At 43.0% G+C, this 22242-nt stretch carries 29 protein-coding genes, 1 tRNA gene and 1 pseudogene; 21 read left to right on the forward strand and 10 right to left on the reverse strand.

From position 1 onward, the window contains the following. The first annotated feature begins 8 nt into the window (after window positions 1-8). Both KQI_RS0104095 and KQI_RS0104100 read left to right on the forward strand, forming a co-directional pair. Entirely contained in the window at window positions 9-983 is a 975-nt protein-coding gene (locus KQI_RS0104095; RefSeq protein WP_010345457.1) for a pectinesterase family protein, read from the forward strand. Beyond that, window positions 980-2548, forward strand: a complete 1569-nt coding sequence (locus tag KQI_RS0104100) for a glycoside hydrolase family 43 protein (RefSeq protein WP_010345458.1) — start codon at window positions 980-982, stop codon at window positions 2546-2548. The genes KQI_RS0104095 and KQI_RS0104100 overlap by 4 nt, the downstream gene beginning before the upstream one ends. 38 nt (window positions 2549-2586) lie before the next feature. On the opposite strand, the gene KQI_RS0104105 is transcribed toward KQI_RS0104100, so the two are convergent. Further along, window positions 2587-3510, reverse strand: coding sequence for a LysR family transcriptional regulator (locus KQI_RS0104105; RefSeq protein WP_010345459.1), 924 nt, complete (start codon window positions 3508-3510; stop codon window positions 2587-2589). Between the two features lie 118 nt (window positions 3511-3628). Here KQI_RS0104105 and KQI_RS0104110 point away from each other — a divergent pair, with 118 nt between their 5' ends. Both KQI_RS0104110 and KQI_RS0104115 read left to right on the forward strand, forming a co-directional pair. Next, the gene (locus KQI_RS0104110; RefSeq protein WP_010345460.1) at window positions 3629-4654 is read left to right on the forward strand and encodes a YeiH family protein; all 1026 of its coding nucleotides are present in this window, start codon (window positions 3629-3631) and stop codon (window positions 4652-4654) included. Between the two features lie 236 nt (window positions 4655-4890). After that, window positions 4891-6441 carry a GH25 family lysozyme gene (locus KQI_RS0104115; protein WP_010345461.1) on the forward strand — a complete coding sequence of 517 codons (1551 nt, stop codon included), beginning with the start codon at window positions 4891-4893 and terminating at the stop codon, window positions 6439-6441. Window positions 6442-6509: 68 nt separating this feature from the next. Here KQI_RS0104115 and KQI_RS0104120 read toward each other — a convergent pair whose 3' ends face one another. From KQI_RS0104120 to KQI_RS0104135, 3 genes are all read right to left on the reverse strand, one after another. Next, window positions 6510-6776: a DUF2642 domain-containing protein gene (locus KQI_RS0104120; RefSeq protein ID WP_029390020.1), complete on the reverse strand. Its 267-nt coding sequence runs from the start codon at window positions 6774-6776 to the stop codon at window positions 6510-6512. A 480-nt stretch (window positions 6777-7256) separates the two neighbouring features. After that, window positions 7257-7487: a hypothetical protein gene (locus KQI_RS29130; RefSeq protein WP_010345464.1), complete on the reverse strand. Its 231-nt coding sequence runs from the start codon at window positions 7485-7487 to the stop codon at window positions 7257-7259. A gap of 115 nt (window positions 7488-7602) precedes the next feature. Continuing rightward, window positions 7603-8268, reverse strand: coding sequence for a cupin domain-containing protein (locus KQI_RS0104135; RefSeq protein ID WP_010345465.1), 666 nt, complete (start codon window positions 8266-8268; stop codon window positions 7603-7605). A gap of 436 nt (window positions 8269-8704) precedes the next feature. On the opposite strand from KQI_RS0104135, the gene KQI_RS0104140 reads away from it, so the two are divergent. The 6 genes from KQI_RS0104140 (at window position 8705) to KQI_RS0104165 (ending at window position 13316) form a co-directional block, all read left to right on the forward strand. Then, on the forward strand, window positions 8705-9358 hold the full coding sequence (locus KQI_RS0104140) for a cell wall hydrolase (RefSeq protein ID WP_010345466.1): 654 nt from the start codon (window positions 8705-8707) through the stop codon (window positions 9356-9358). A gap of 199 nt (window positions 9359-9557) precedes the next feature. After that, window positions 9558-9908 carry a hypothetical protein gene (locus KQI_RS0104145; RefSeq protein ID WP_010345467.1) on the forward strand — a complete coding sequence of 117 codons (351 nt, stop codon included), beginning with the start codon at window positions 9558-9560 and terminating at the stop codon, window positions 9906-9908. Between the two features lie 32 nt (window positions 9909-9940). Next, window positions 9941-10927, forward strand: coding sequence for a 3-oxoacyl-[acyl-carrier-protein] synthase III C-terminal domain-containing protein (locus KQI_RS0104150; protein ID WP_010345468.1), 987 nt, complete (start codon window positions 9941-9943; stop codon window positions 10925-10927). Window positions 10928-11129: 202 nt separating this feature from the next. After that, window positions 11130-11678 (forward strand): GNAT family N-acetyltransferase, encoded by a 549-nt coding sequence (locus KQI_RS0104155; RefSeq protein WP_010345469.1) that lies wholly within the window; start codon window positions 11130-11132, stop codon window positions 11676-11678. Between the two features lie 134 nt (window positions 11679-11812). Next, window positions 11813-12913: a glycerol dehydrogenase gene (locus tag KQI_RS0104160; RefSeq protein ID WP_010345470.1), complete on the forward strand. Its 1101-nt coding sequence runs from the start codon at window positions 11813-11815 to the stop codon at window positions 12911-12913. A 187-nt stretch (window positions 12914-13100) separates the two neighbouring features. Beyond that, complete coding sequence (locus KQI_RS0104165) at window positions 13101-13316, forward strand: hypothetical protein (protein WP_007431136.1); 216 nt, start codon at window positions 13101-13103, stop codon at window positions 13314-13316. 73 nt (window positions 13317-13389) lie between these two features. Here KQI_RS0104165 and KQI_RS0104170 read toward each other — a convergent pair whose 3' ends face one another. Continuing rightward, window positions 13390-14421: a glycosyl hydrolase gene (locus KQI_RS0104170; RefSeq protein ID WP_010345472.1), complete on the reverse strand. Its 1032-nt coding sequence runs from the start codon at window positions 14419-14421 to the stop codon at window positions 13390-13392. A gap of 601 nt (window positions 14422-15022) precedes the next feature. On the opposite strand from KQI_RS0104170, the gene KQI_RS0104175 reads away from it, so the two are divergent. The 3 genes from KQI_RS0104175 to KQI_RS28715 all read left to right on the forward strand — a co-directional run bounded on the left by KQI_RS0104175 (window position 15023) and on the right by KQI_RS28715 (window position 15833). Next, window positions 15023-15205 carry a hypothetical protein gene (locus tag KQI_RS0104175; RefSeq protein ID WP_010345473.1) on the forward strand — a complete coding sequence of 61 codons (183 nt, stop codon included), beginning with the start codon at window positions 15023-15025 and terminating at the stop codon, window positions 15203-15205. 52 nt (window positions 15206-15257) lie between these two features. Next, a complete protein-coding gene (locus KQI_RS0104180) occupies window positions 15258-15584 on the forward strand; it encodes a YnfA family protein (protein ID WP_010345474.1) in 327 nt (108 codons plus the stop codon). Between the two features lie 96 nt (window positions 15585-15680). Then, on the forward strand, window positions 15681-15833 hold the full coding sequence (locus tag KQI_RS28715) for a hypothetical protein (RefSeq protein ID WP_007431132.1): 153 nt from the start codon (window positions 15681-15683) through the stop codon (window positions 15831-15833). Window positions 15834-15899: 66 nt separating this feature from the next. On the opposite strand, the gene KQI_RS0104190 is transcribed toward KQI_RS28715, so the two are convergent. Then, complete coding sequence (locus tag KQI_RS0104190; RefSeq protein ID WP_010345476.1) at window positions 15900-16091, reverse strand: hypothetical protein; 192 nt, start codon at window positions 16089-16091, stop codon at window positions 15900-15902. Window positions 16092-16248: 157 nt separating this feature from the next. After that, window positions 16249-16407: a hypothetical protein gene (locus KQI_RS0104195; RefSeq protein ID WP_007431130.1), complete on the reverse strand. Its 159-nt coding sequence runs from the start codon at window positions 16405-16407 to the stop codon at window positions 16249-16251. Window positions 16408-16645: 238 nt separating this feature from the next. Here KQI_RS0104195 and KQI_RS0104200 point away from each other — a divergent pair. Further along, window positions 16646-16731: transfer RNA gene (locus KQI_RS0104200), tRNA-Leu, on the forward strand. A 388-nt stretch (window positions 16732-17119) separates the two neighbouring features. On the opposite strand, the gene KQI_RS0104205 is transcribed toward KQI_RS0104200, so the two are convergent. Continuing rightward, complete coding sequence (locus KQI_RS0104205) at window positions 17120-17476, reverse strand: hypothetical protein (RefSeq protein ID WP_010345477.1); 357 nt, start codon at window positions 17474-17476, stop codon at window positions 17120-17122. 212 nt (window positions 17477-17688) lie between these two features. Here KQI_RS0104205 and KQI_RS29760 point away from each other — a divergent pair, with 212 nt between their 5' ends. Together KQI_RS29760 and KQI_RS27680 are read left to right on the forward strand one after the other, a co-directional pair. Further along, window positions 17689-17805: a dihydroorotate dehydrogenase gene (locus KQI_RS29760; RefSeq protein WP_085982428.1), complete on the forward strand. Its 117-nt coding sequence runs from the start codon at window positions 17689-17691 to the stop codon at window positions 17803-17805. Window positions 17806-18315: 510 nt separating this feature from the next. Beyond that, window positions 18316-18435, forward strand: coding sequence for a hypothetical protein (locus tag KQI_RS27680; protein WP_007430675.1), 120 nt, complete (start codon window positions 18316-18318; stop codon window positions 18433-18435). Between the two features lie 225 nt (window positions 18436-18660). On the opposite strand, the gene KQI_RS29505 is transcribed toward KQI_RS27680, so the two are convergent. Both KQI_RS29505 and KQI_RS28720 read right to left on the reverse strand, forming a co-directional pair. Beyond that, complete coding sequence (locus KQI_RS29505) at window positions 18661-18795, reverse strand: hypothetical protein (RefSeq protein WP_277813514.1); 135 nt, start codon at window positions 18793-18795, stop codon at window positions 18661-18663. A 42-nt stretch (window positions 18796-18837) separates the two neighbouring features. After that, window positions 18838-18999: a hypothetical protein gene (locus KQI_RS28720; RefSeq protein ID WP_010345480.1), complete on the reverse strand. Its 162-nt coding sequence runs from the start codon at window positions 18997-18999 to the stop codon at window positions 18838-18840. A gap of 180 nt (window positions 19000-19179) precedes the next feature. Between KQI_RS28720 and KQI_RS29140 the strand changes: the two are divergent. From KQI_RS29140 to KQI_RS0104250, 5 genes and pseudogenes are all read left to right on the forward strand, one after another. Further along, window positions 19180-19430: pseudogene (locus KQI_RS29140) on the forward strand (hypothetical protein). A gap of 319 nt (window positions 19431-19749) precedes the next feature. Continuing rightward, window positions 19750-20385: a hypothetical protein gene (locus KQI_RS0104235; protein WP_010345481.1), complete on the forward strand. Its 636-nt coding sequence runs from the start codon at window positions 19750-19752 to the stop codon at window positions 20383-20385. Then, window positions 20378-20887, forward strand: coding sequence for an accessory gene regulator ArgB-like protein (locus KQI_RS0104240; RefSeq protein WP_010345482.1), 510 nt, complete (start codon window positions 20378-20380; stop codon window positions 20885-20887). The genes KQI_RS0104235 and KQI_RS0104240 overlap by 8 nt, the downstream gene beginning before the upstream one ends. 4 nt (window positions 20888-20891) lie before the next feature. Beyond that, entirely contained in the window at window positions 20892-21014 is a 123-nt protein-coding gene (locus KQI_RS28305; protein WP_085982429.1) for an AgrD family cyclic lactone autoinducer peptide, read from the forward strand. A 190-nt stretch (window positions 21015-21204) separates the two neighbouring features. After that, complete coding sequence (locus KQI_RS0104250) at window positions 21205-22119, forward strand: AraC family transcriptional regulator (protein WP_029390022.1); 915 nt, start codon at window positions 21205-21207, stop codon at window positions 22117-22119. Window positions 22120-22242 lie beyond the last annotated feature (123 nt).

Genomic DNA, 22242 nt, shown 5'->3' on the forward strand with positions numbered 1-22242 from the left:
GGATAGCCATGCTGGTAGGGAAAGAGTCCTTTTGTGATTTCCACACGATTCAGGAAGCGATTGCAGTATTGGAGCAGTCGCCTTCCAATGAAATGCAGACGCTAACAATTTTATCGGGCACCTATGAGGAAGAAGTGCGGATTTACCGTTCAAATCTACATATCATAGGTGTCGGACAGGTCGACATCCGTATGAATCGGTATGCCAGGGAGCGCGATGAAGCAGGGGAGGAAATCGGAACCTTTGCGACACCCACTTTATTTTTAGGTGGCAGCCATCTGATCTTGGAAAATCTCACAATTTCCAACACGGCAGGACAGGGAGAAGCCATTGGGCAGGCCGTTGCTGTGTATGCTCATTGTGATAAAACTGTGTTTAGAAACTGTACCTTTAAAGGGCATCAGGACACGTTATTTACAGGTCCTCTGCCTCCGGCCCCGAAGGAGCGTTTAAAGTTTGGCGGCATCCCTTTGAGAGAGCATCATGCTCACTATCGCCAGCTCTATCAGCATTGCTACATTGAGGGGACGGTAGACTTTATTTTTGGCGGGGCTACCGCTTATTTTGAGGATTGCGAAATTCGCAGTTTACGCCATCATGAGAACCATACGAGCTACGTCACGGCCGCCTCTACACCCCAAGGGCAAGCGTATGGCTATGTATTCCACCGCTGCTATTTAACCGCAGAGCCGGACATGATCCCGGTATTTTTGGGACGTCCGTGGCGTGAGTATGCCAAGACGGTGTTTGTCGATTGTAAAATGGGCAAACATATTGATCCATGCGGCTGGGACAATTGGGACAATGCAGCAAATGAGAAAACCGTGTGTTATCAGGAATACGGTGTACCCGATGTTGCTTTGCTGCGCAGCCAGCGCGTTCCGTGGGCGGATTGTTTTGAAGCGGGGACAGAGGCGTGGGGTAAAAAGCAGGTTTTTGATGGAGTTGCATTTTGGCAGGAAGGAGAAGTGATGTCTCAATGATGATCCAAAATCCCATATTAAAAGGCTTTAATCCCGATCCGTGTATTATACGCGCCCTGGATACTTACTATATCGCGGTGTCATCGTTTGAATGGTTGCCTGGGGTACGGGTGTATCAGTCCCAAGATTTGGCCCATTGGGAGCATTGTACGGATATTTTGACCGATCAGATTGATTTAAGAGGAAACCCGAAAAATTGCAGCATTTGGGCGCCGCAGTTGAGCTATGCGGATAACCTTTTTTATCTGCTCTATACGGATGTGAAAAGCACCAAGCGTCCGTTCAAGGACGTTCATAATTTTGTGATAACGGCACCTACCATCCAGGGACCGTGGTCAGAAACGGTTTATCTCAACAGCAGTGGATTTGATCCGTCTTTATTTCACGACGAGGATGGACGCAAATGGCTGTTGAATGCGTTGTGGGATTACCGCATGCTGGAAAGCAATAAATCTTCGGGGATTGTCATGCAGGAATATGATAGCAGGCAGCAACGGCTCATTGGCGAGCCTGTTAAAATTTTTGATTGTACTCCTTTGAAGAAAACCGAAGCGCCTCATATCTATAAACACAACGGATATTATTACCTTATTACAGCAGAGGGCGGAACGGGTACGGGTCATGCGGTTACCGTAGCGCGCTCGAAGCAGATAGACGGGCCGTATGAAGTGGACCCGCAGAACCCGATGCTTACGTCGCGCGATCAGCCTCAGTATCCTTTGCAATGTGCAGGGCATGGCAGTCTTGTACAAACGCCGGCTGGCGAATGGTACATGGCGCATTTGTGTACACGTCCTGTGGAAGGGAAATATGCCATTTTAGGGCGGGAAACAGCGTTGCAGCAGGTGTACTGGAATGATGCAGGCTGGCTGCGATTAACCGCTGGGGGCCATACACCTCAACTGGAGGTGCCAGCACCTAAAGGGACGTTCTCTGCCCAGCAAGAGCAAGGTTATATATTTGAAGATTTTTTCGAGGGACCTGCTTTGGATAAAACGTGGAATACACTGCGTATACTGGCAGACGATAGCTGGTGTTCGCTGAGCCAGCGTCCCGGCTATCTTCGAATGCGGGCTGGAGAATCGATACAAAGTCTGTTCCAACATCACGTGCTTGCCATTCGGCAAACGGATCATCATTTCCGGGTAGAAACAGCCCTGGAGTATCAGCCTGGAAGCTATTTGCAAATGGCGGGGCTTTTACTGTATCTCAACGAAGAGGATTATTTGTATGCGTATGTTAGTTATGAAGAGAGTGTGGGAAAAGTGCTGCGCATGATGCGATGTGAAGCCAATTCATTTACGCTAGTTCCGCAAGTGATTAAGCTTCAGGATGATCTTCCTGTACATTTGGCTGTAGAAGTCCAAGCAACCCACGGACAATTTTATTATGGAGTCGGGGACGAACCTGCCTGGAAGCGACTTTTTGAAATGCAGGATATCAGCTTTTTATCCGGTGGATTTACAGGGAACTTTGTAGGCATTGCCGCCCATGATATGCAACAATTTCAAGGCAGCTACGCTGATTTCTCCCATTTCCTGTATCATGGAAAAGATCATCTCTAAAGCTTTTTTGTTAATGCTTATTTATTAAAGTTTATCTATTAAAGCACCTGGTCGGTGCTTTTTTTGTTGCTTCTGAGTTTTTTTACGCTGTATCCCCGCAAAATCTCCAAAAAAACGCTGGTCGCTTTGGTCTCAAATACCGCAGAAGGGGTCAGAAAAGAAAATTTCCGAACAACCGGGAGATTACGGATATTTAATATTTTTAATGTGCCTAAGGTGAGTTCCTTCTGAATGACCCATTGGGACAGAAGCGAAATCCCCAAGCCTGCTTCGACAGATTCCTTGATGATCTGTGTGCTGCCAAAATCCATCATATGAGAAGGGGAAAATTGAAACCGTGCAAACATCCTTTCAACTGCTTCCCGGGTTCCAGAGCCTTCTTCGCGCAGAATCCAGATCTCCTGCTGCAGCTCGCTCAAATCTACTTGAGGTTTGTCAGCCAAATGGTGATTTGGTGGAGCGACGATAACCATTTCATCATCCGCAAATGATTCAATATACAAATGATCATGCTGAAATTCTCCTTCAATAATTCCTACATCCAGTTGATTGCGGATAACCAGTCTTTCAATTTCTTGGGTGTTGCCAATAGTAATGGAGGGCTGAATGAGCGGAAATTGTACTCTCATTTTGCCAATCACATGCGGCAGCACGTACTCGCCATACGTGTAGCTTGCACCGATAGACAGATTCCCTTGTGCCGTATTCATCAGCTCGTCCACCAAATACTGCATGCGGGCGTTCATGCGGATGATCTCTTGGGCATGATGATACACAATTTCACCTGCTTTGGTTAAGCGCACATATTTGTTGCTCCGTTCCAAAAGCCGGGCTCCTACGCTTCGCTCCAGCGTTTGAATATATTGACTTACAGCAGGCTGAGTCATGTGCAATGCTTCAGCAGCTCGTGTGAAGTTTTGTTTGTCCACGACCATAACAAATACGATTAAAGATTGATCCAATGCTCATTCCTCCAAATCGATCATATCTATTTGCTTATTATAATTATAATAATGATTTATTTTTCTTATGGCAAAAAACGGATTAAGCTAGGTACATACAGAATTGGAGGGAGTCACCATGAGCAGTCATATAAAATACACCAAATTATCATCAAACAGAGGGCAATGGATCCAGTGTGTACTAGGCATCGTGCTAACGATGATATTCGCGTTGGCAGGCTACGCTCTGAACGAATTGCCGGGTTTTCATTATGTCGGCCCATTGGCTTGCGCCATGTTTCTTGCTGTCCTGTACCGGCAGTTGCAGGGGTATCCTGAAACTGTACGCCCAGGGGTTGAGTTTTCGGCTAAAAAACTGCTGCGAGGAGCTATTGTGCTTTATGGGCTAAAGCTTAATATGGATGTTGTCATTCATCAGGGCTTGGGTTTGCTTTTGCGTGATGTAGGCATTGTTATATTTTCTATCTTGTTTACGATTGGGCTGGCCAAACGTTTCAAGGCAGATGCTTCGCTGTCGCTTCTTATTGGTATTGGAACGGGAGTTTGTGGTGCAGCAGCCATTGCGGCTGTTTCCCCCTTGTTGAAATCCAAAGACGAGGATACGGCCATTGGAGCTGGATTAATCGCCTTGGTTGGAACGGTATTTGCCATTTTGTGTACAGTGCTTCGTCCCTGGATTCCTTTGACGGATATACAGTACGGAATCTGGTCGGGAAGCAGTCTGCATGAAATTGCACATGTGGCCTTAGCTGCGGCGTCTGGCGGACAGGATGCTCTTGCGATGGGCCTGTTGGCCAAACTGGGGCGTGTCTTTTTACTAATACCGCTCAGCTTTATTTTAATGTACTGGATGAAACGCACGGGGAAGCTCAGTTCAGAAGCAAAAGTAGAGTTCCCTTGGTTCCTCATTGGCTTTATCGCTACAAGTATGTTGGGCAGCTATGTTTTTGGAAAATACATTGCAGTTCCTTCAAGACTGATGAACGAACTTTCCCAAGTTACTACATTTATGCTAACGATGGCCATGGTAGGCATGGGGCTGAATGTAAGCTTTAGGGCTTTGCGGGAGAAAGCGCTGCTTCCCCTACTGGTGCTATCTATCACTTCGATCATGCTTGCAGGTTTAACCTATTTTACGGTGTGAATAAGAGAGAAAATAATCATTCGTATGTGCTGAAAAAAGTCAGTATAAACACCCGAAAGAATTCTGCTTGCTGTATAAGCTGGCAGAATTTTTTTTTCGTTGAATGAGTAAGTCTGAAATATGTGCTAAACTAATCGTAACTTTTCACCTCCTGTTTGCGTCTATCCAAATAAAAGGTTCTGAGGATCATAGATTATAGAATGATAAGCGAAAATTTAGAGAATGGTAGGGTACATATGAAGAATATTCGTTGGTTTGCTTTTTTGTTTTTGTTTCTGCTTGCATTTCCGGGAGAAAGTCACGCTGCATCTTCAAGTGCGCATATACAGTTGGACGGCAAAGATATAGGCGCAGCCAAGGGAGCACAGATTCAGGAAGTAAAAGGTAATGTGCTGGTCCCACTTCGTCTCATTGTGGAGGAATTAGGTTATAAGGTCAACTGGGAGCCCAAAACAAGTACTGTAACGATACAAAATCAAAATAAGAACCAGAATCTCAGTCTTCAGGTGAACAATCCCATCGCCACTGTTAACGGTCATCAAATGGGATTGGCCGTAGCCCCATTGCTGACGGGAGGGACGACTTATGTTCCGCTTCGTTTTGTATCTGAACAGACCGGGATGGGTGTGACCTGGAACAATGAGCTTAAAACTGTGTTCCTGACTACTCCATCTACTTCTAGCGGAAAAAGCGAGTCTTCCCGCAGCAACTCTACCTCTCAGACTGCTACGAATACAGAGGAGAGTACACGTGCGGTCATTGGCCAAATTAGCTTCACTAATCATCAGCTAACCATTGCGGTGAATGGAAAAGTAACTCCCAAAGTAACTACGTTAACTAATGCAGATCGTATTGTCGCAGACATTCCTGATGCCAAACTTTCTGATGATTTTCTATCATTGCAACCATTGGATAAAGGCGGACAAGGAGCTTTTCCAGTCACCGATGATCCGGATGTGTCACAGGTCAGATACTCTATCTTTAGTACAAACCCGGCTTCAGTACGTATTGTGATTGATCTGAATAGCAGCATATCTTATCATGTACGGAATGCGGATGACGGTAAGGTTGTTATAGCATTGGATCAGAAAACAGAGGAGCCGGCACCTGCCGAGCCAGATACACCTATTACACCAACTGAGCCTTCGATTGCTTCTGACGGACATGCACAGGGAATTGATGTTTCCCACCACAATGGCAATATTGATTGGCAGCAGGTGGCGGCGGCAGGCAAGACCTTTGCCTTTATTAAAGCTACGGAAGGGATCAACTATCAAGATAATCAATTTTTGGCGAATGTTCAGGGAGCCAGAGACGCCAACATTTTAGTCGGTGCTTACCACTTTTTAAACGCGACTACTGTAGATGGAGCACGTCAGGAAGCTGCTAATTTTGCCAGAGCTATAGAATCAGCAGGAGGCCGGCTGGATCTGCCGCCTGTGATGGATTATGAGAATAATCCCAAAGGTATTAGTACAGCACAAATTAATGAAGTGGCTCGTGCATTTTTAGATGAAGTGGAGAGGCTTACAGGATGCCAGCCCATGGTATATACAGGCAATGTGTTTGCCTCCAAGTTTGACCCTACATTTTCTATGTATAAACTTTGGGTAGCCAGATACAGCACTACGCAAAAGCCGACGGCAGTTCCAGCCTGGAACAGCTGGTGGGCTTGGCAATACAGCAGCACCGGAAGTGTCCCGGGTATTAATGGCGCAGTGGATTTGAATGAATATAACGGAACGATAGATGAACTGCGTTCTTCGCTGGCGGCAGAGCTTGATTAACAGGATGCATCACAATAAATCCTCGCTTATCCGGATAGGACACGCGAGGATTTGTGTTGTCTGATCGTTTAGTGGGGCATAATCCATACGATTTCGGAGATACGGACAAAGAACTTCTTTCCGTATACATCCAAAACGACATGGTCAGGTTTACAATCCACCACGCATCCCTCAATTCGGCCGCGCGTTGTCTCAAGCACAACATATTTGCCGGTTGCTGATCTCAATGCTTCAACTACACATGGGTCTACAGGGTATACCACCACATGGTGAGGGGTAAGGTGATGGGGAAAAGGTTGATTGGCGCTGTAACTGAACGCTTGATTCGAATTCAATTGCTTCACTCCTTAAGATTAATTATGTTATATCTTATGCTCCTGCCCAGGAAGGGTGCAGGCTAATGCCTATCAACGGAAAGATTCATAACATTGCCAAAAAGCCCGGTCCATAGGGAAACTCAATACATAAGATATGTTGTACCTTGAATTGAAGGAGGCAATGATCCATGAGTGAATGCGAAAGAGGCGGCGGCGGCTATCCTGGAGTTTGGACTTCGACAGGAGCTATCCTGGTACTGTTCATCTTGCTGGTCATCATCACCAAGTCTTTATGGGTTTAAATTGAGTTGAGTAAATTAAACCCCTCATCGGTAGTAATCGGTGAGGGGTTTAACCATTTTAGATAATGGGTTGATTGGCTTGTATGATAAAACACCTCACATAGCAGCGTACAAGCCCTAACACAATGTGCCGGGCTAGACAGCTGTCATATGAGGTGCTTGACATGTGCATACAGGGCATGACACGGATCAAGGATTAAATTAATGCAATTGCAAGCAAGGTGAACAGGCTCAAAGTTAAGATTTGCTGATTAACTCCGTAGTAAGGATAAAAGCCGGATGTCCGTACACAACCTTTTGACTCGGGTTTTAAGTACACATTATTACGATCGACATCCATAATAGTTCCTACATACTGATTTCCGTCCATTGTTAGAACACGTACCTTTCTGTTCATACATCTCATGCAGTTGTAATAAGCGTCCATTCCATCACCCCCTCTTGTACATTCGCATTTTATGAGAATAAGGGTCTAATGGTAACGGCGAATATACAGGAAAGGGGGGATTTAATCCCAACTTAGGGTCTGGCCAGGGTTAAGCCTAGTCCTGATAGGGATTAGAGGAAAAACCGGGGTATCCGCTTGTATATGCGTAGCTTCTTTCAGGGGTGGCTTGATGATATGTTGGAGTATCGGCAAGTCTCACATGTATGCCCGGTTTTCGAGGAGGCTGCTGCTTGCAATCCTTGGGAGGGCCGATGAGGACGGGCTTTTTAATAGGGCTGAGCGCCTCTTGAATTTTATTCTCATTCAGGCAGTACGTATGAGCCAGGATATTACTTGGCGTTAACCGCAAGACGTCGGAGCCAAGAATGAATTCAGGGATGGGGGCATTAAATATCGACAGTAAATGAGTGTTGTCCATCGTTGCAACAAGATAATGCCACCATCCCTGCGGGACGTTAGCGACCTGACCGGGTGTAATCGGGAAATGTCGCAACTCGCTGGTAAACGGATTAATCAGCGATACCGTTACTGCTCCAGTGACGCAGTATACCAATTCTGTAGCATTTTGATGGTAATGGGGTTCTACCACGTTAGCTGTACTGAGACGGATGTCTAGCAACGATACATTTGCCAACGTATTCAGTTGCTGGGTCGAAAGCTCGTTAATCGAGTTTTGGGCATCCTTTTGAAACAAAACATTATTGCTTAAATCATAGGTAAATTGTACGGAGGGAGAGGTGTAATCCACATATGAATCCACGTGCGGTTTCCTGCCTTTCTATTATTCCAAAAATTTGATGACTGTACGCTACCCTATGTATTCGCCTATGCATGTGTGCATGGTCAGGTTTGAAGTTCCCGGCGAGCGGAAGACGAAAAATAGCGAAAAAAGTCACGCATTCAAGTGCAGTCAGAACAGAAATCATTGCTTCTATTACGCGTCAGTACTTTAGAACTGGCGTTGATTGGCTGGTGTAGTCTTAGGACCAGAGCCGGATGATACGTAATTGCGGCTTGTGGTATACTGCAACGGACGTGTGAAAGAAGCTTTGTCCGATTCCATATGTAGCAACGCGTCTTTCCGCAGCTAGGCAATAAGCTATAGCAGAAGAAACATCATCGGATAAACGCCCCTGAGTTGTACAGGCCGGAATGGTTGTACCGGACAGAACATGAAAGAGGAGGTTGTCTGGAATATGAAAAAACTATCTATTCTAATCCTGTCCTGCGCGTGTATGCTGGGTACTGTCTTATCAGTGGCACCGGAGCAAGCACAAGCGCAAGCATCAGCGTTGAAGAAAGGGGTTCAGAGCGTTCGGGTGCTGGAGCTTCAGCAGCAGCTGCATTCGCTCGGTTATTTCAAGGCCGGTTTTACTGGGTACTATGGTTCTCTGACCAGTAAAGCAGTAGCCCGTTTTCAGCGAGACAATGGTCTGACGCCTGACGGCGTAGCGGGAGTAGCTACACGAGCCAAGCTGGATTCCTTCGGCAAGGTGCGCTTAACCGCTTTGGAACAGTTGGCCCGGATCATTTATTCGGAGGCACGCGGAGAATCATTTGAAGGACAGGTGGCTGTTGGCGCTGTCGTATTAAACCGTGTACAGTCCAGTGAATTTCCAAGCTCGATTCCGGACGTTATTTTGCAGCCGGGTCAGTTCACCGCTGTACAGGATGGTCAATACCGCCTCAAGCCAAACCAGACCGCATACCGTGCGGCAAGACAAGCACTGAATGGTGCTGATCCGACGAATGGGTCCTTGTATTATTACAATCCGGCCATTGCCACAGCCGAATGGAGTAAAAGCCGTCCGGCTGTCATTTCGCTTGGCAGACATACGTTTACGAATTAATTCTATGTAAGCTAATAACTTGTTATCCGCCACTGCTCCTGTAGTCAGAAGTAGTGGCTTTTTTTTGTATATTCACAAATTTGTAATCTATTAGTGGTGTTTTTTTAGTTTAATATTAATAAATCTACATATTTTTCCGATATTCTTATAGCCCGATATTCTTATGGGGAAAAATTGAAATCAAAGGAGTATTGCTAAAATGAGTCAACATTCTTACAACATTGAAGTGAATCAAGCTATGAAAACGGTACATATGGCGGTGAATGGAGTTTTTAGCCAAGAGGAGTATGAGAGTTTCGTAAGAGATTATGTAGCCAAAACTTCGAGCATTCAGGCATCCGTGTTTACACTTACGGTAGATTGCACCCAAATGGAACTGCTGGGCCCGGAAGAAGTAGAGAAATTGAAGGGCTCTTTTGTGCGTTATAAAGAAACCGGATTTGCCAAAGTAGTTTTTCACATCAGCCTCCAACAAACAATTATTAAAATGCAGCTCGGTCGTGTAGCACGTGAAGCGGGATTAAACAACGTTGATATTGTTGTAAAATAATGCTCTGAGGTGAGTGCAAGGGGGAACTGCTGGTGAGCCATATTAAGATAAAAGCATTGGGTGTTTATCATCCGTCCCATTCACTGGATAACGAATATTACATTCGCCATTTTGACGAGCAAGGCAAAGATATTCGACGCTTCATGGAGCATATGGGCAGAAAAAATCGTTATATCATTGATAATCCGGATGAGAACGGTCTGACGATGGGAATTGCAGCCGCACAAAAAGCGCTGAAACAAGCCGGCATGACAGGTCGTGATGTGGATATGATCGTGTTCTCCAGCCAAGTTCCTGAGTCGCTGTTCCCGATGAATGCGCTGTTTGTTCACCAAGCGATTGAGGCCAGGCATGACGTAGCTGTGATGGATTCTAATGCAAATTGTGCAGGGATGACAGTCGCTGTCGATCAAGCTAGTCGATCGATGCTGTCCAATCCTGATGTGCGGACAGCGCTTATTATTGGTTCGGATTATAACTCGCTCATTTCCGGTCCCGAGGATGAAATTACTTATGCGAATTATGGAGATGCTGCGTGTGCGGCCATTTTGGAGCGTACAGAAGAGGATACCGGTTTTATAGATTCCATGTACTTTACAGACCCGATCAATATAGATAAAATTTTATATCCGGCTCAGGGATTAGCGGCAACACTTCAAAGGAATGCACCCGGAAAATATATTCAGTGGCTTCCGTTTGATGCCAATATGGCATTGCCCCCAACATATGATCTGCTTGAACGTATTTTAGAGAAGAATGGACTGGCACCTCAGGATGTACGGGCTTATTGCCTATCTCAGTTTTCGTTGGCCAATGTGTTGAAGATCCAGGACCATTTGAAGCTGAAGGACGCCCAAATGATCTATGTGGGTGATCGCTATGGCTACACGGGTACCAGCAGCCCGTTCATTGCCTTGTATGAAGGCATTGAATCCGGCCGTATCCAGCGCGGTGATTATGTGCTGTTCTGGACGATTGGAGCCGGATATCAACTGGTTGCGATGCTGTTTAAATATTAAGAATACGAAAGACCTTGCATCCGCAAGGTCTTTTTTGAGCATTTTGAAAATAGCTTATGATATTTTGATTGTGTTATGTTTGATTGTTTTGTAAAGTTTATACATTGAATTCATGAGGGGGAGCTTATATTGCGGGTATTTAATAGATTGACAGTTGTGGTGAAAAAAACGGTCAACATGTACAACAGGAGATGAAGCGCGTATGAAGATCGAAAATTTATTTTGCGGAGAACGAATTAAACTAGCCGCAGTCAGAGAAGAGGATGCCGAGGTGATGTTCAAATGGGGAGAGGATGCAGAGTATTTGCGAAATGTAGATACGGATTTGGCACTCCCTTACACTTTGAAGCAGATGGAGTCAGAAGGGACTCCGAGCCCTAATGAGGTGTATTTTCGGTTAAGAACATTAGCAGATGATGTCTTGATCGGTTTTGTGGCTATTCATGGGATTGAGTGGAATAATCGAACCGGGCAGCTTGCAATTGGCATAGGTGATATGGAATACCGCGGCAAAGGTTATGGGGCAGAAGCTGTGCGTCTCATTCTTCGTTATGCCTTTTATGAATTAAATTTGAACCGGGTCGGACTGGATGTCATTGAATACAACAATCAGGCCATTCGGACCTACGAAAAGGCAGGTTTTCAGCTCGAGGGAAGGGTTCGTTCCGCTGTTCTGCGTGATGGTAATAGCTATGACCGTATCATGATGGGAATCCTGTATTCTGAATGGAGTGCGGCCGTAAAAGGATGATGTGGCAACACAGTTTGTTCATAAAATATTCCATAAACGCCTTCTAATATGGTAAAAAGAGGTTTATAGTTAGATTGTCACATGCTGAAATGGCTGTTCGTTTTGGTATGAGTCAAAGCTAAGGAGGAATTTACATGACAAACGTTGTAAGGTCCGTTACTTCACCTAAGAAATTTATTTCCGGTCAAAATCTGCTTTCGTCATTAAATGACTACATTAAGGATTATGGCGATAAAGCCTTTGTTATTTGTGATGAGTTTATTCTTGAAAGGGCTCAAAAGGAGGCTGGCGCTTCTATTCAAGCAGCTGGTAACCTGGCGATTTTTGAGAAATTCCAATATGAATGTACGAAAGAAGAAATTGAGCGTAACCGTGAATTGGTGCGTAAGCATGGCTCAAACATCATTATAGGGATTGGCGGCGGTAAAACACTGGATACTGCCAAGGCAACCGCTTATTATGAAAAGCTGCCTGTCGTTATTTTTCCAACAATAGCTTCTACAGATGCTCCTTGTACCGCGCTTGCGGTCATTTATAAGAAGGATGGCTCCTTTGATGAATATCTGTTCCTGCCTACTAACCCAGATGTGGTACTGGCAGATACAGGCATTCTGGCAGCAGCACCTGCGCGTTTCTTTGCCGCTGGAATCGGTGATGCGTTAGCGACTTATTTTGAAGCCCGGGCTTGCTATCAGTCCAACGGGGACAACCTGGTTTTGAACAAGCCCTCCACCACAGGACTGGGACTTGCCCGTCTTTGCTATGAAACGCTGCTGGAAAATGCAGTGAAGGCCAAACATGCCGTGGATCGTAAAGTATATACTCGTGCGGTGGAGGACACGATCGAAGCGACCATTTATTTGAGTGGTGTCGGTGCGGAATCAGGTGGGTTGGCAGCAGCACATGCCATTCATAATGGCATGACGGCTGTTCCTTCGCTCCACAAAGCACAGCATGGCGAGAAGGTTACATTTGGTCTGTTAACTCAGCTGGTGCTGGAAAATGCTCCAAAAAAGGAACTGGAAACTGTAATTAAGCTGGTTAAGGATGTAGGTCTCCCATTGACGCTTCGTGATTTGGGGGTAGAGGAATTTATTGAGGCCGAATGGCGTCAAGTAGCTGAGGCTGCTTGTGCATCCAATGATACGATGGTCAACATGCCATTTCCAGTCAGTCCTGACGATGTGTACAATGCTATCATTGCAACGAATGCGATAGCAGAATCCTATAAATAATAGTTTCCTCTTACGTTACGGAAACAGCTTTACAGAAATGGGCCTGTCATATCACTGACAGGCTCGTTTCGTTTAAGTGCAAAATCATATGAAACGGGTTAAGAGTACCAAGGACTTATATCCTATCTTGTTCTGACCGATATACATGTAACAGGGAAACTAGGATGTTACAGCAGGAGGAGATTTGATGTTGGTACATGGTAAAACACGAAGGGGCAACTTGTACATCCATATGTCCAGCGGTTTTCACAAAATTGGGGATTTTCGGGAAGAATATTCTGTAGTACCGGGGGATCGGCTAATGTCAAGACTGACCAAGCGGATCTACACCATTGTATCCGTGCATCTTGGTGAAGAGGCATATGCCGATATCGATCTGGAAGAAGTAATCAGAAATAGTTAAGGACTTGATTGGATTTTATTATAAAAAAGCTTCAACCTCACTCATAGAGCGAAGTTGAAGCTTTTTTGTCCTTTCAACGGAAGGATTCAAAGAGAAATTCTCGTGTGATAATATTGTTCTGGTTCATAAAATGTCGGATCGCTGCCTGAGAATTGGCTGCAGACAGTTCCTTTCCCCATGTCATGGCATAGGCCCAGTCTGGCTGATTTTGCAACACCTTTGCACTTGGCAAAATATCGCTTTCCCCGATTCCGATAGGCTTGCCCTGCGCAAGCTTTAGCAATTCGGTGTAGTAGGAGGCTTTGTAATCATTGTTGTAGATATCGGCTGCGAGAATATCTACACGATGAATACCTGGAAAGGTTCGATTATAGGGGGTGCTATATGCGTTCGGAGCATTGGGGCTCCATACCCACAACAGGTTATCCAGATGATGGACACGTACAAACCGATCATACATCAAATCCCACAACTTGGCGTAATTTTGCTTGTCACCCCACCAAAACCAGCTGCCGTTCATTTCATGATACGGTCTCCATAAAACAGGCACATCTGCGTCTCGCAAGGTTTTAAGTGACAAAGCAGCCTCGTCCAAATCAGCGATTAGCTGTTTATATTGAAGGGTGCCTGGCGTAATGTAACGATTGAACTCAGCTTGAGTAATTTTAGCTTGTACGTTTTTCCACGTTTTGGGTGTACCCGGTAACGCTTGATGAAAGGTGAAAGCTACGATCCCGCCGTCCTCGCTCCATCGAATAGCGCTGTCCACAACACGCTGCCGCTGTTCTCGTAAGGCAGTACGGGACTGATTGGCCAACCCTCCAAACTCATAGCCGTGCAGCCCTGCGTATTGGCCGCTGATTTGTTGAAGTTTGTTATTTTGTTCGTCTGGTGCCTCCAAGTAATCGTGCTGTCCGGAGATCAGCATACCCGCCGGCACATTGGAAAGGTAAGCAAGCAGCTGCCTTGCTTTAGCTGAGGCCTGAGCATTAACAGGTGGGGCGGCATCAGCGATGATAAACGATTGCTGAGAGCCGCTAAAAAGTAAAACAAGCATGAGCAGTAGCACCCTCTGTAACCAAAAGCGTATTGAGTGAGATTTCATGGCGCTCCTCCTTTGATGCATGTTATGAGACTAATTTTTTCCTTTTTGTTTTCCAAGCTGTATGCATGCACTAATCATGATCACTAGCAGACAAATCATCGTCCAACCATTGAACTCCTGTGAATATATCCAGTTTTTCCACATCATGAAGCCTAAAATCAAAACGAGACGATGGCTGACTGAAATAACAACAGACTCATTAACATTATAGTAGCTAAAAAGATTGGGGACATCGGTATCCTCCCTCGGGTTTACAATCAGAATATGCAGGTATGTAACTGTGATGCGAATTCTTGGATGTAAATCCATCAGCGTTGGGGAAGTAGTCATACTTTGATTATGATCTTGAACAAAGTTGACTAAATTATACCATAACTACCGTCCTGCAATGAAAGGCGTCTAAATACCTACTCTGCTCTGATACGGCATCATACTTTATATTCAGTGAAATATCGACACGTGGTGATACACTTCATAAATATGAAGACATAGTGGGAAGATGCAGTAAAGCAGCAAATGATAATTGCAGGTGCAAAATCAACGCGAAATCAGAGGTAAAGTTTGGTATCATAAAGATGATACTGATTAGGAGGTCTTGTACATGAATGAGGATAACAGACCGTTCTCCAATCCTGTAGATGCTGAAGGAGCCAAAGCAAACTTTGATGTGAATCAGCAAAAGCTTCACTCTGAGGGGGTCCCTGGTTTATGGCGTCAGGTCAGCAACCTGCTTATTCTGGTTGGGGTGATTGCGTTGATTATTATTTTATGTCGGCTGCTCTAATGAATTATTCAAAATCAATCGGATAGATGTGGAAAATGAAGGAGATGAAATGGTGTTAAAGGCAGCATTACTTTTTATTTTGGCTGGCATCGCTGAAATTGGAGGAGGATATTTGATCTGGCAATGGCTGCGTGAAGGGAAGACATGGTATGTCGGACTTTGCGGCGGAGTGATTTTGGCTGTGTATGGGATCATTGCAACCTTTCAGGTTTTCTCCTCCTTTGGTCGCGTATATGCAGCATATGGAGGTGTCTTTATTGTTCTTTCGATTGCATGGGGGTGGTGGATTGATAAAAAGACACCCGATTTATACGATATTATTGGTGGATTGATTTGTTTGGTTGGTATTGCTGTCATACTTATTCCCCGCTCAGGATGATAGGACAAAGAACCCTATTTTTATTTTATAAAACATGACCATTGATCTACAAAACTAAGCTTCATATTCCGAAATAGAACTTAAGGAGGGGGTTCTATGAACTGGAATCAAATGAAGCTTAGACTGAAACTTGGAAAAGCTTTGCCGAAGACTGAAGGTAATTTCTCTGTAGGTATTGTGTGTGGGCTTGTCATTAGCACTATGCTGTGGATTTCGATTATTGGCTGGATTATGCTTATTTTTAAGTAATTTTATAAAATCACTGTTATACGTAAACTCATTTTATATGGATTACTAGGTCTGTTTTCCTATGCTTTATTTTGTAAAATCGTTCCGCAGCTTATCGATTCCACGGCCTACGGCTTCGTCGATCATGTTGGTAGCAGCAGGTGTATCGGTATCGGCGTCAGGAATACGATTAAATCCCGGCTCGCGCTTGTCCAGGGATTGTTTGTGTTCGATTTGATCGTCAGTACGCTTCTTTTCTTCGGAGTTATTTTCTCTCATAGCACATCGCAAGCTCCTTTTTAGGTCAGTATTTTGCAAAATCCTCAGGTATATATTCAGATTCCACACTTTACATAAATGCCAACGCTCTGGGCTAAATGTTGATAAAAATAAAACCGGGAAGGAATTGCATCCCGCCCGGGCACTTCCCAAACAACTAGCGACGCCCAATCAGATCGATCGCTCCCAGAACAACATGAGCCAGTCCGAAACCGAGAATGCCTGTAGCTGCAAGTTTGTACCTACTGCTTAGCAACGCAGCGCCTGAAGCCGATACTACCGTTCCGAGAACAGCTGGAATCATACCTTCACGCATTCGTAACACCCCTTCTGGTAGTTTGGAAAGACGTTTATTAGTGTAATTCAAATGAGCTAAAGTTATTCAAACAGATTATTTTATTAATTTTTTTAAAAAACACTTTACATTGTGATCAAATTGTCGTATTATATGTTGGTGACCAATTGAACGGTATTTACAAAATGAGAACAAAAGTTGAATGCTTCTCTGATACTTGTAAGACAAGTAAGTGTAAAAATAACGTTCCTAAATGCATGCCGGGGTGGCGGAATTGGCAGACGCACAGGACTTAAAATCCTGCGGTAGGTGACTACCGTACCGGTTCGATCCCGGTCCTCGGCATATATTTATTTATCGCGTGAAACCCTTGATACTCAAGGGTTTTTTGCTTTTTTAGAACTTGAGATCATAGCACTCATTTTATAGGGGGCGAGCACTTTTTTCACTTTTGGGGACGGATTGGGGACGAACTTTTAGATCGAAGACGTCAAGGTGAGCTGTTGTTCTACGGCTGAGCTTCTTGGTAACGTGGGCATAGGTATCTGTGGTCACCTGTGAAGTGAAGTGTCGCAGTCGATGTTGAATAGATGGTAAGTCGATAATTGACGATGTGGAAATAGACAAGACCTAGTTTACCAATTTTTCCATTAGCCGAAGCAGCTAATAAGTGCTAATAAGTACTCAGTAAAAAGCAACCCCCTTTAAAGTTGAAGGGGGTTGCGAAGTATGGCTACCGTGTAGCAAGAGGATGAAATGTCTGGAAAGATGGTTGTTGATGAGCTGTTGCATCAATTATCTCAGTCAAAGTGATTGGAACATGGTTGATGAATAGTCTAACCTCTTCATGATAATCATCATGAATTTGTACCTGGCCTATCCACGGAACGACAACAGTTGGGCACATTTCAGGAGGAGAGTTGTATTCAATGAATACTTGTGCTTCCCCTGGATCTACAAAATATTGGATATTACCTCCAGGATATTTATCAACAATTCTCGCGCTGTCACATGATCTTGGCAAATTAGCTGTAACCAAAACAGTAATAGTACCTGCCGTCCTAAATGCAATAAGATTTGTAATTTTCACTATATATTCTCCTTGTTTAGAATTTTATGTTTCGATAATAATATTGGGATCCCTGAGTATAATATTCATGGGAAATATTGATTATTTGACTGCATTGGTGACACCCCGCTGGCTACGCTGGCAGGGTGTTTTTTGCGAATTGCCCTTTAGCCCTGTCAATTTATTTAAGGACACATACTCTATACCGAAACTAAAAAAAAGGAGGAGTTCATGTGAGTGAATGTGGACATGAGCAAAAGGCCGAACATTTTTGTCCTTTCACATCGATGGGTGCAATTTTGGTGCTCTTTATCTTGTTGGTTATTATCACTAAAGCATTTTGGATTTAATTTTGTGAAAAGAACTGCTGCATGATATCTCTTCACTTTACTCAATTTAGGGATGATAAGGATGCTTGAAACGAGTAAACACCCTACCGGTTTTTGCGGTTAGGGTGTTTACTTCAATAATATATATTATCTTCTGTTGTGTCATAAGATTTTTTGAATTTAATTTTTTTCTTTTTTATATATCTTATTATTGCTAAAAAGGACAGGGGAATAGGAACATAGGTTGCATAGATATTAATAAGCTCTGGAGAGATAGGTGTAAAAGAGTTAGCTAAAAGGCCCTTTTTGTTTAGGTACCAACCAAGAAAAGAAAAAAAGAGCTGAAGAAAGAAGTTGCGGAGAAACTGTCGGGGAAGTTTGGAATCGATAGTTGCTATCTTGGCACTGTTTATTTTGTTGGTAATCATCTTGAATCCGATATGAGCCCTTGTTTTGTCTACCAATATGCCCTGTCATAGAACGTATTTATACATATATTAAAATGTACCACAAATAAAGGAGGTTAAAGACATGGGTGCATATGAAGGTGCAGGCACAGGGGCATATGGCGGCGGTATGTGGACTTCTACAGCTGCAATTTTGGTGCTCTTTATCCTGTTGGTTATCATCACTAAAGCATGTTGGGTTTAATTTTGTGAAAAGAAGTGTTGAATAATACCGCTTCACTTGACTCATTATGCCATAATATTAGTTGCAGTTATTGGGATATTTTATTCAAAAAACGAAACACTCGAATAACAAAAAGCCCAGCCAACCTTACATGGTCGGCTGGGGGAATATTTTTAAGCTCTTTTCGTAAAGATTGTTGCTAAAAGATATGAAAGGGAGCATGTCTTTGCCCCGCTGAGAACATTATTAATGTTTTCTCTTTTTGATATTTACGTTGAACAGGTTGGCAGCCAGCGCATTGCCTTGTGCACGCGCAAACGCTTTTTGTTTTGACCAGATCGATATGTTTTTTCTTTTTACATGGTGTTTTCTTCTACTCATGGAAATCACCTCCCTTCATAGGAAATGAAGGTGCGGATGGTCTTATTGGTGCTTTCTGCGTTTGGATATTTTGATGTTCAGTGCATTGGTAGCCAGCGCATTGCCATTTTTTGTTCTGGCATCTGCGGCTTGAAAAATTTTAACGACCAGGAATTTGTTTTTACCGACACGATGTTTGAACGTTTTTACTCTTGTTTTGATCATCTGCATACTCCCTCTGCTAAGGTATACTTTATTTATATGTCAGTGGCGATAGTGATGTATCAGCATGAATCTATTAACAGGAAAAAGAAACTATTACCTAATAGATAGATTTCCATGTCCCATATAAACTATATGAAACTCAACATATCGTCACATTAGAAGGCTGGGATCGTGATCAGCATGAACCATTCATATAAAGTGTTAAAGTCGGATATAGAACTATTTGCAGCTGCATTAAGTCAGGTAAGAGTATATGTAGTGCAGCCGTTGGGAGAGGATTTGATAGATTGTGGATTACGGCGGCGAAGTTGAGAAGATTACTACAGGAGTCAATTAAGATTAACGGAAGCTATTTTATGAGAAAGCAGTTTGAATTTAGAGTAGATGTGACAAAGGACTCCGCTGGTTGGACGACCAAGAGGTGCAGTTAATTGGGCAGGCTCTTAAGAATCCTACAACTCATGAACAGCCGTCACGTTGGTCGTTTTCAATCTATTCGACGATGAAGAATTGCGTGGTGTGGTTTGGTAACGTCTATAAGCACGGGCCGGAGAGAAGTAAAGCTATCTCGTGGGGAAGACGATTATAGCTAGATTAAGCTGGAGGATATTATATCGGTGGGCTGAAAATAATTACCTCACATAATACATAAAATAATCCATTTAACACGATAATTGGATTGCCACATATGGATAGCAAATGTAGTATTAAGGTGTGTTTGTTACCAATTAGACGAAGGGGATATGTGTTATGTGGGAGCCTATTAGGTTCTTGCTTTTTTCAACTGTAGAAACAATGGCTGCTTTCACGCTCATGCTTTCTATTTTTAGGTTAAAAGCTTTAGAGTATGTGTGGCCTGCTTTGTTCATAAGCATTGTTATGAATCTTCAAAGTTACATTTTGAGGGAGGAAATGTCCTTATCCTATTTGGCTCCAGCTATAAGCACGTTGTTGTATGTATTGCTTATAACGACAGTTGTCAGGGTGCCTATACTATGGGCCGCAATTATTTCTATCACAGGGACATTTTTGTACACACTTGTTCAAGCAATAATGATAGGATTGTTTTTTAGGGCTGTCGCTACTGCCGATCTGCAAAATAGTGCTCAAGGGTCGTTGGTGCAAGCCATTACGAGCGCTTGGGTTTTTGTTATATCATTTGTTTTGTTAAAATTAAAAATTGGGTTCACCGCGGATTTTGAGCGTTTACGTATAAAGTGGGAACAGGTATTAGTTATTGTTTTTATAGTAGGATCGCTCATGGCATCAACGTTCATGTTTTATTATAATGACCTGTTTCTGATGATACTATATCTCTCTATGGCAGCTGGTTTATTTTTATATTATGCGCTCAAAAAAGAAAAGGAAGAACTAGAAGATGATTGAGTCTTTGGCTTTGAGAATAGCAACTCATATAAAATCTACAATTCCTGATCACCCGGCTTCCGTAGCTGTGTTAAAGCATTCATTATCTATAGTTCTAAATGTCCTTTTTATTGTCTGTTTGACCCTGAGCGCGGCGTTGATTACAGATAAGGTTAATGAAGTTTCTTTAATGTTAGTTATGTTCGCGATACTCAGACAAATGACAGGTGGTATACATCTAAAAACTGGAATTGGCTGTGTACTCGTCACATCTTTTGCGTGTACTGTACTATCCTTCATTACTCTTAGCTACAATCTTAGTATTTGGGCGACGATATTAAGTATAGTACTCATTTTTATCTATGCGCCATCTAGGATCGAAAAGCAGTCACGTATTCCGAAACGTTATTACCCACTCTTAAAGATTCTTGCCGTAATTCTTGTCGGAACAAATTTAATATTTGCTTCGTCTATACTGGCAATTAGCTTTCTGACTCAAAGCATTACTCTTATTAGGAGGTGAGAATATGAAGAAATATATTTACTCAACAATTGCAACAAGTCTGGCCGCTCTTGCCATGTTTTCTGTAAGTGTAGCTAGCTTAGCATTTGTATACAATCCAGAACCGCCGGAAGAACTGATGAAATAGGGTTCAATGAAGCGCCTCACCGCTACTATGCGGAGAGGCGTTTTTTATTTTGGCAAGATTACGGAGTATAATATCAGGGGACTCGAAGTATATTACAAAGCTTGGTCTTAGAAAATTGTGGTATGTTGAAAGAGGTGTTTTATATTTTCCTATTTTAGAGGTTCAGATCACGTTTAACTGGAGGTTTTTTTTGGATTTAAGTAAATTTATATCAGGAAAAATTTATTTGAATCAATATGTTCATCGTCTGGAGCAAAATGGCTCATCTTTTCATTTACATTATTGGGGAGTCATGCCAAAACATTATGACGTTGTACCACATAAACATTCGTTTTTTGAGATATGTTTTGTAGTTGATGGTGAAGGGTATTATATTGACGGCGATTGTACTTACTCCTTACAAAAAAATATGATGTTCCTTTCAAAACCAGATGTTTTACACCAAATAAAAAGTAAAGATGGATTAGCCCTCCTTTATGTGGCATTTGAATTAATTGAATCAGAATCAAGTGAAGAATGGATAGAAATAATAAGGGAAAGGGAAACTCGGAAATGTTCCAAAGTAGTTGTGCCTGTAAGCGATGACACAGTTTCTACATTGCTTTGGAAATCTCTTCTTCTCCAAACAACAAAGTCCGGACAGGTTTTTTATGAAGAAATGCTAACAAACCTGGCTTACTCTCTTATTCTTTCATTACTACAAATTTTTGTTCCTTATTCACACAATGATCGCCCGAAAAAGTCTGTTGAAATGATTTCTCCACTTCTTCGTCAAGCAAAGTTATACATTTGCGATAATCTAGAAAGTCCTTTAAAACTTCCCGATGTAGCTCGTCAATTTCACATATCGGATCGGTACTTGTCAAGAATATTTGCAGCAGAATTAGGTGTAAGTTACTCAGAGTTTGTTCAAAATGAGAGAATACAGAGAGCTGCCGCATTACTTAAAACAACAGATTTATCCATCAGGGATATTTCAATAAAAACTGGTTTTAAAACAGTTCACTATTTTACTCGTGTTTTTCACACTGTAATGGGTAGCCCACCAAGAGTCTTTCGCTTGCTTTATACAGACTCTAAAACAACTACATATACAGAGTATTGAACTACCCCTACTGAATGTTATGCATTGAAGTGGGGCTTTTTGTTGTTCTAAAAAGGAATGTATACGACAAATCCATGGTTTTCCTAGAAATATCATGTCTTAAAAGTATAAAAACGCGTCTTG

Origin of the sequence: Paenibacillus peoriae KCTC 3763 (assembly GCF_000236805.1) — a bacterium.
Lineage (GTDB): Bacteria > Bacillota > Bacilli > Paenibacillales > Paenibacillaceae > Paenibacillus > Paenibacillus peoriae.

What these genes read in the sequence shown, in the direction of transcription:
- KQI_RS0104095 (WP_010345457.1), top strand. Translation starts at nt 9, where the DNA reads ATGCTGGTAGGGAAAGAGTCCTTTTGTGATTTCCACACGATTCAGGAA.
- KQI_RS0104100 (WP_010345458.1), top strand. Translation starts at nt 980, where the DNA reads ATGATGATCCAAAATCCCATATTAAAAGGCTTTAATCCCGATCCGTGT.
- KQI_RS0104110 (WP_010345460.1), top strand. Translation starts at nt 3,629, where the DNA reads ATGAGCAGTCATATAAAATACACCAAATTATCATCAAACAGAGGGCAA.
- KQI_RS0104115 (WP_010345461.1), top strand. Translation starts at nt 4,891, where the DNA reads ATGAAGAATATTCGTTGGTTTGCTTTTTTGTTTTTGTTTCTGCTTGCA.
- KQI_RS29130 (WP_010345464.1), bottom strand. Translation starts at nt 7,487, where the DNA reads ATGGACGCTTATTACAACTGCATGAGATGTATGAACAGAAAGGTACGT.
- KQI_RS0104140 (WP_010345466.1), top strand. Translation starts at nt 8,705, where the DNA reads ATGAAAAAACTATCTATTCTAATCCTGTCCTGCGCGTGTATGCTGGGT.
- KQI_RS0104145 (WP_010345467.1), top strand. Translation starts at nt 9,558, where the DNA reads ATGAGTCAACATTCTTACAACATTGAAGTGAATCAAGCTATGAAAACG.
- KQI_RS0104155 (WP_010345469.1), top strand. Translation starts at nt 11,130, where the DNA reads ATGAAGATCGAAAATTTATTTTGCGGAGAACGAATTAAACTAGCCGCA.
- KQI_RS0104160 (WP_010345470.1), top strand. Translation starts at nt 11,813, where the DNA reads ATGACAAACGTTGTAAGGTCCGTTACTTCACCTAAGAAATTTATTTCC.
- KQI_RS0104165 (WP_007431136.1), top strand. Translation starts at nt 13,101, where the DNA reads ATGTTGGTACATGGTAAAACACGAAGGGGCAACTTGTACATCCATATG.
- KQI_RS0104170 (WP_010345472.1), bottom strand. Translation starts at nt 14,421, where the DNA reads ATGAAATCTCACTCAATACGCTTTTGGTTACAGAGGGTGCTACTGCTC.
- KQI_RS0104175 (WP_010345473.1), top strand. Translation starts at nt 15,023, where the DNA reads ATGAATGAGGATAACAGACCGTTCTCCAATCCTGTAGATGCTGAAGGA.
- KQI_RS28715 (WP_007431132.1), top strand. Translation starts at nt 15,681, where the DNA reads ATGAACTGGAATCAAATGAAGCTTAGACTGAAACTTGGAAAAGCTTTG.
- KQI_RS0104190 (WP_010345476.1), bottom strand. Translation starts at nt 16,091, where the DNA reads ATGAGAGAAAATAACTCCGAAGAAAAGAAGCGTACTGACGATCAAATC.
- KQI_RS0104195 (WP_007431130.1), bottom strand. Translation starts at nt 16,407, where the DNA reads ATGCGTGAAGGTATGATTCCAGCTGTTCTCGGAACGGTAGTATCGGCT.
- KQI_RS27680 (WP_007430675.1), top strand. Translation starts at nt 18,316, where the DNA reads ATGGGTGCATATGAAGGTGCAGGCACAGGGGCATATGGCGGCGGTATG.
- KQI_RS29505 (WP_277813514.1), bottom strand. Translation starts at nt 18,795, where the DNA reads ATGAGTAGAAGAAAACACCATGTAAAAAGAAAAAACATATCGATCTGG.
- KQI_RS28720 (WP_010345480.1), bottom strand. Translation starts at nt 18,999, where the DNA reads ATGATCAAAACAAGAGTAAAAACGTTCAAACATCGTGTCGGTAAAAAC.
- KQI_RS0104235 (WP_010345481.1), top strand. Translation starts at nt 19,750, where the DNA reads ATGTGGGAGCCTATTAGGTTCTTGCTTTTTTCAACTGTAGAAACAATG.
- KQI_RS0104240 (WP_010345482.1), top strand. Translation starts at nt 20,378, where the DNA reads ATGATTGAGTCTTTGGCTTTGAGAATAGCAACTCATATAAAATCTACA.
- KQI_RS28305 (WP_085982429.1), top strand. Translation starts at nt 20,892, where the DNA reads ATGAAGAAATATATTTACTCAACAATTGCAACAAGTCTGGCCGCTCTT.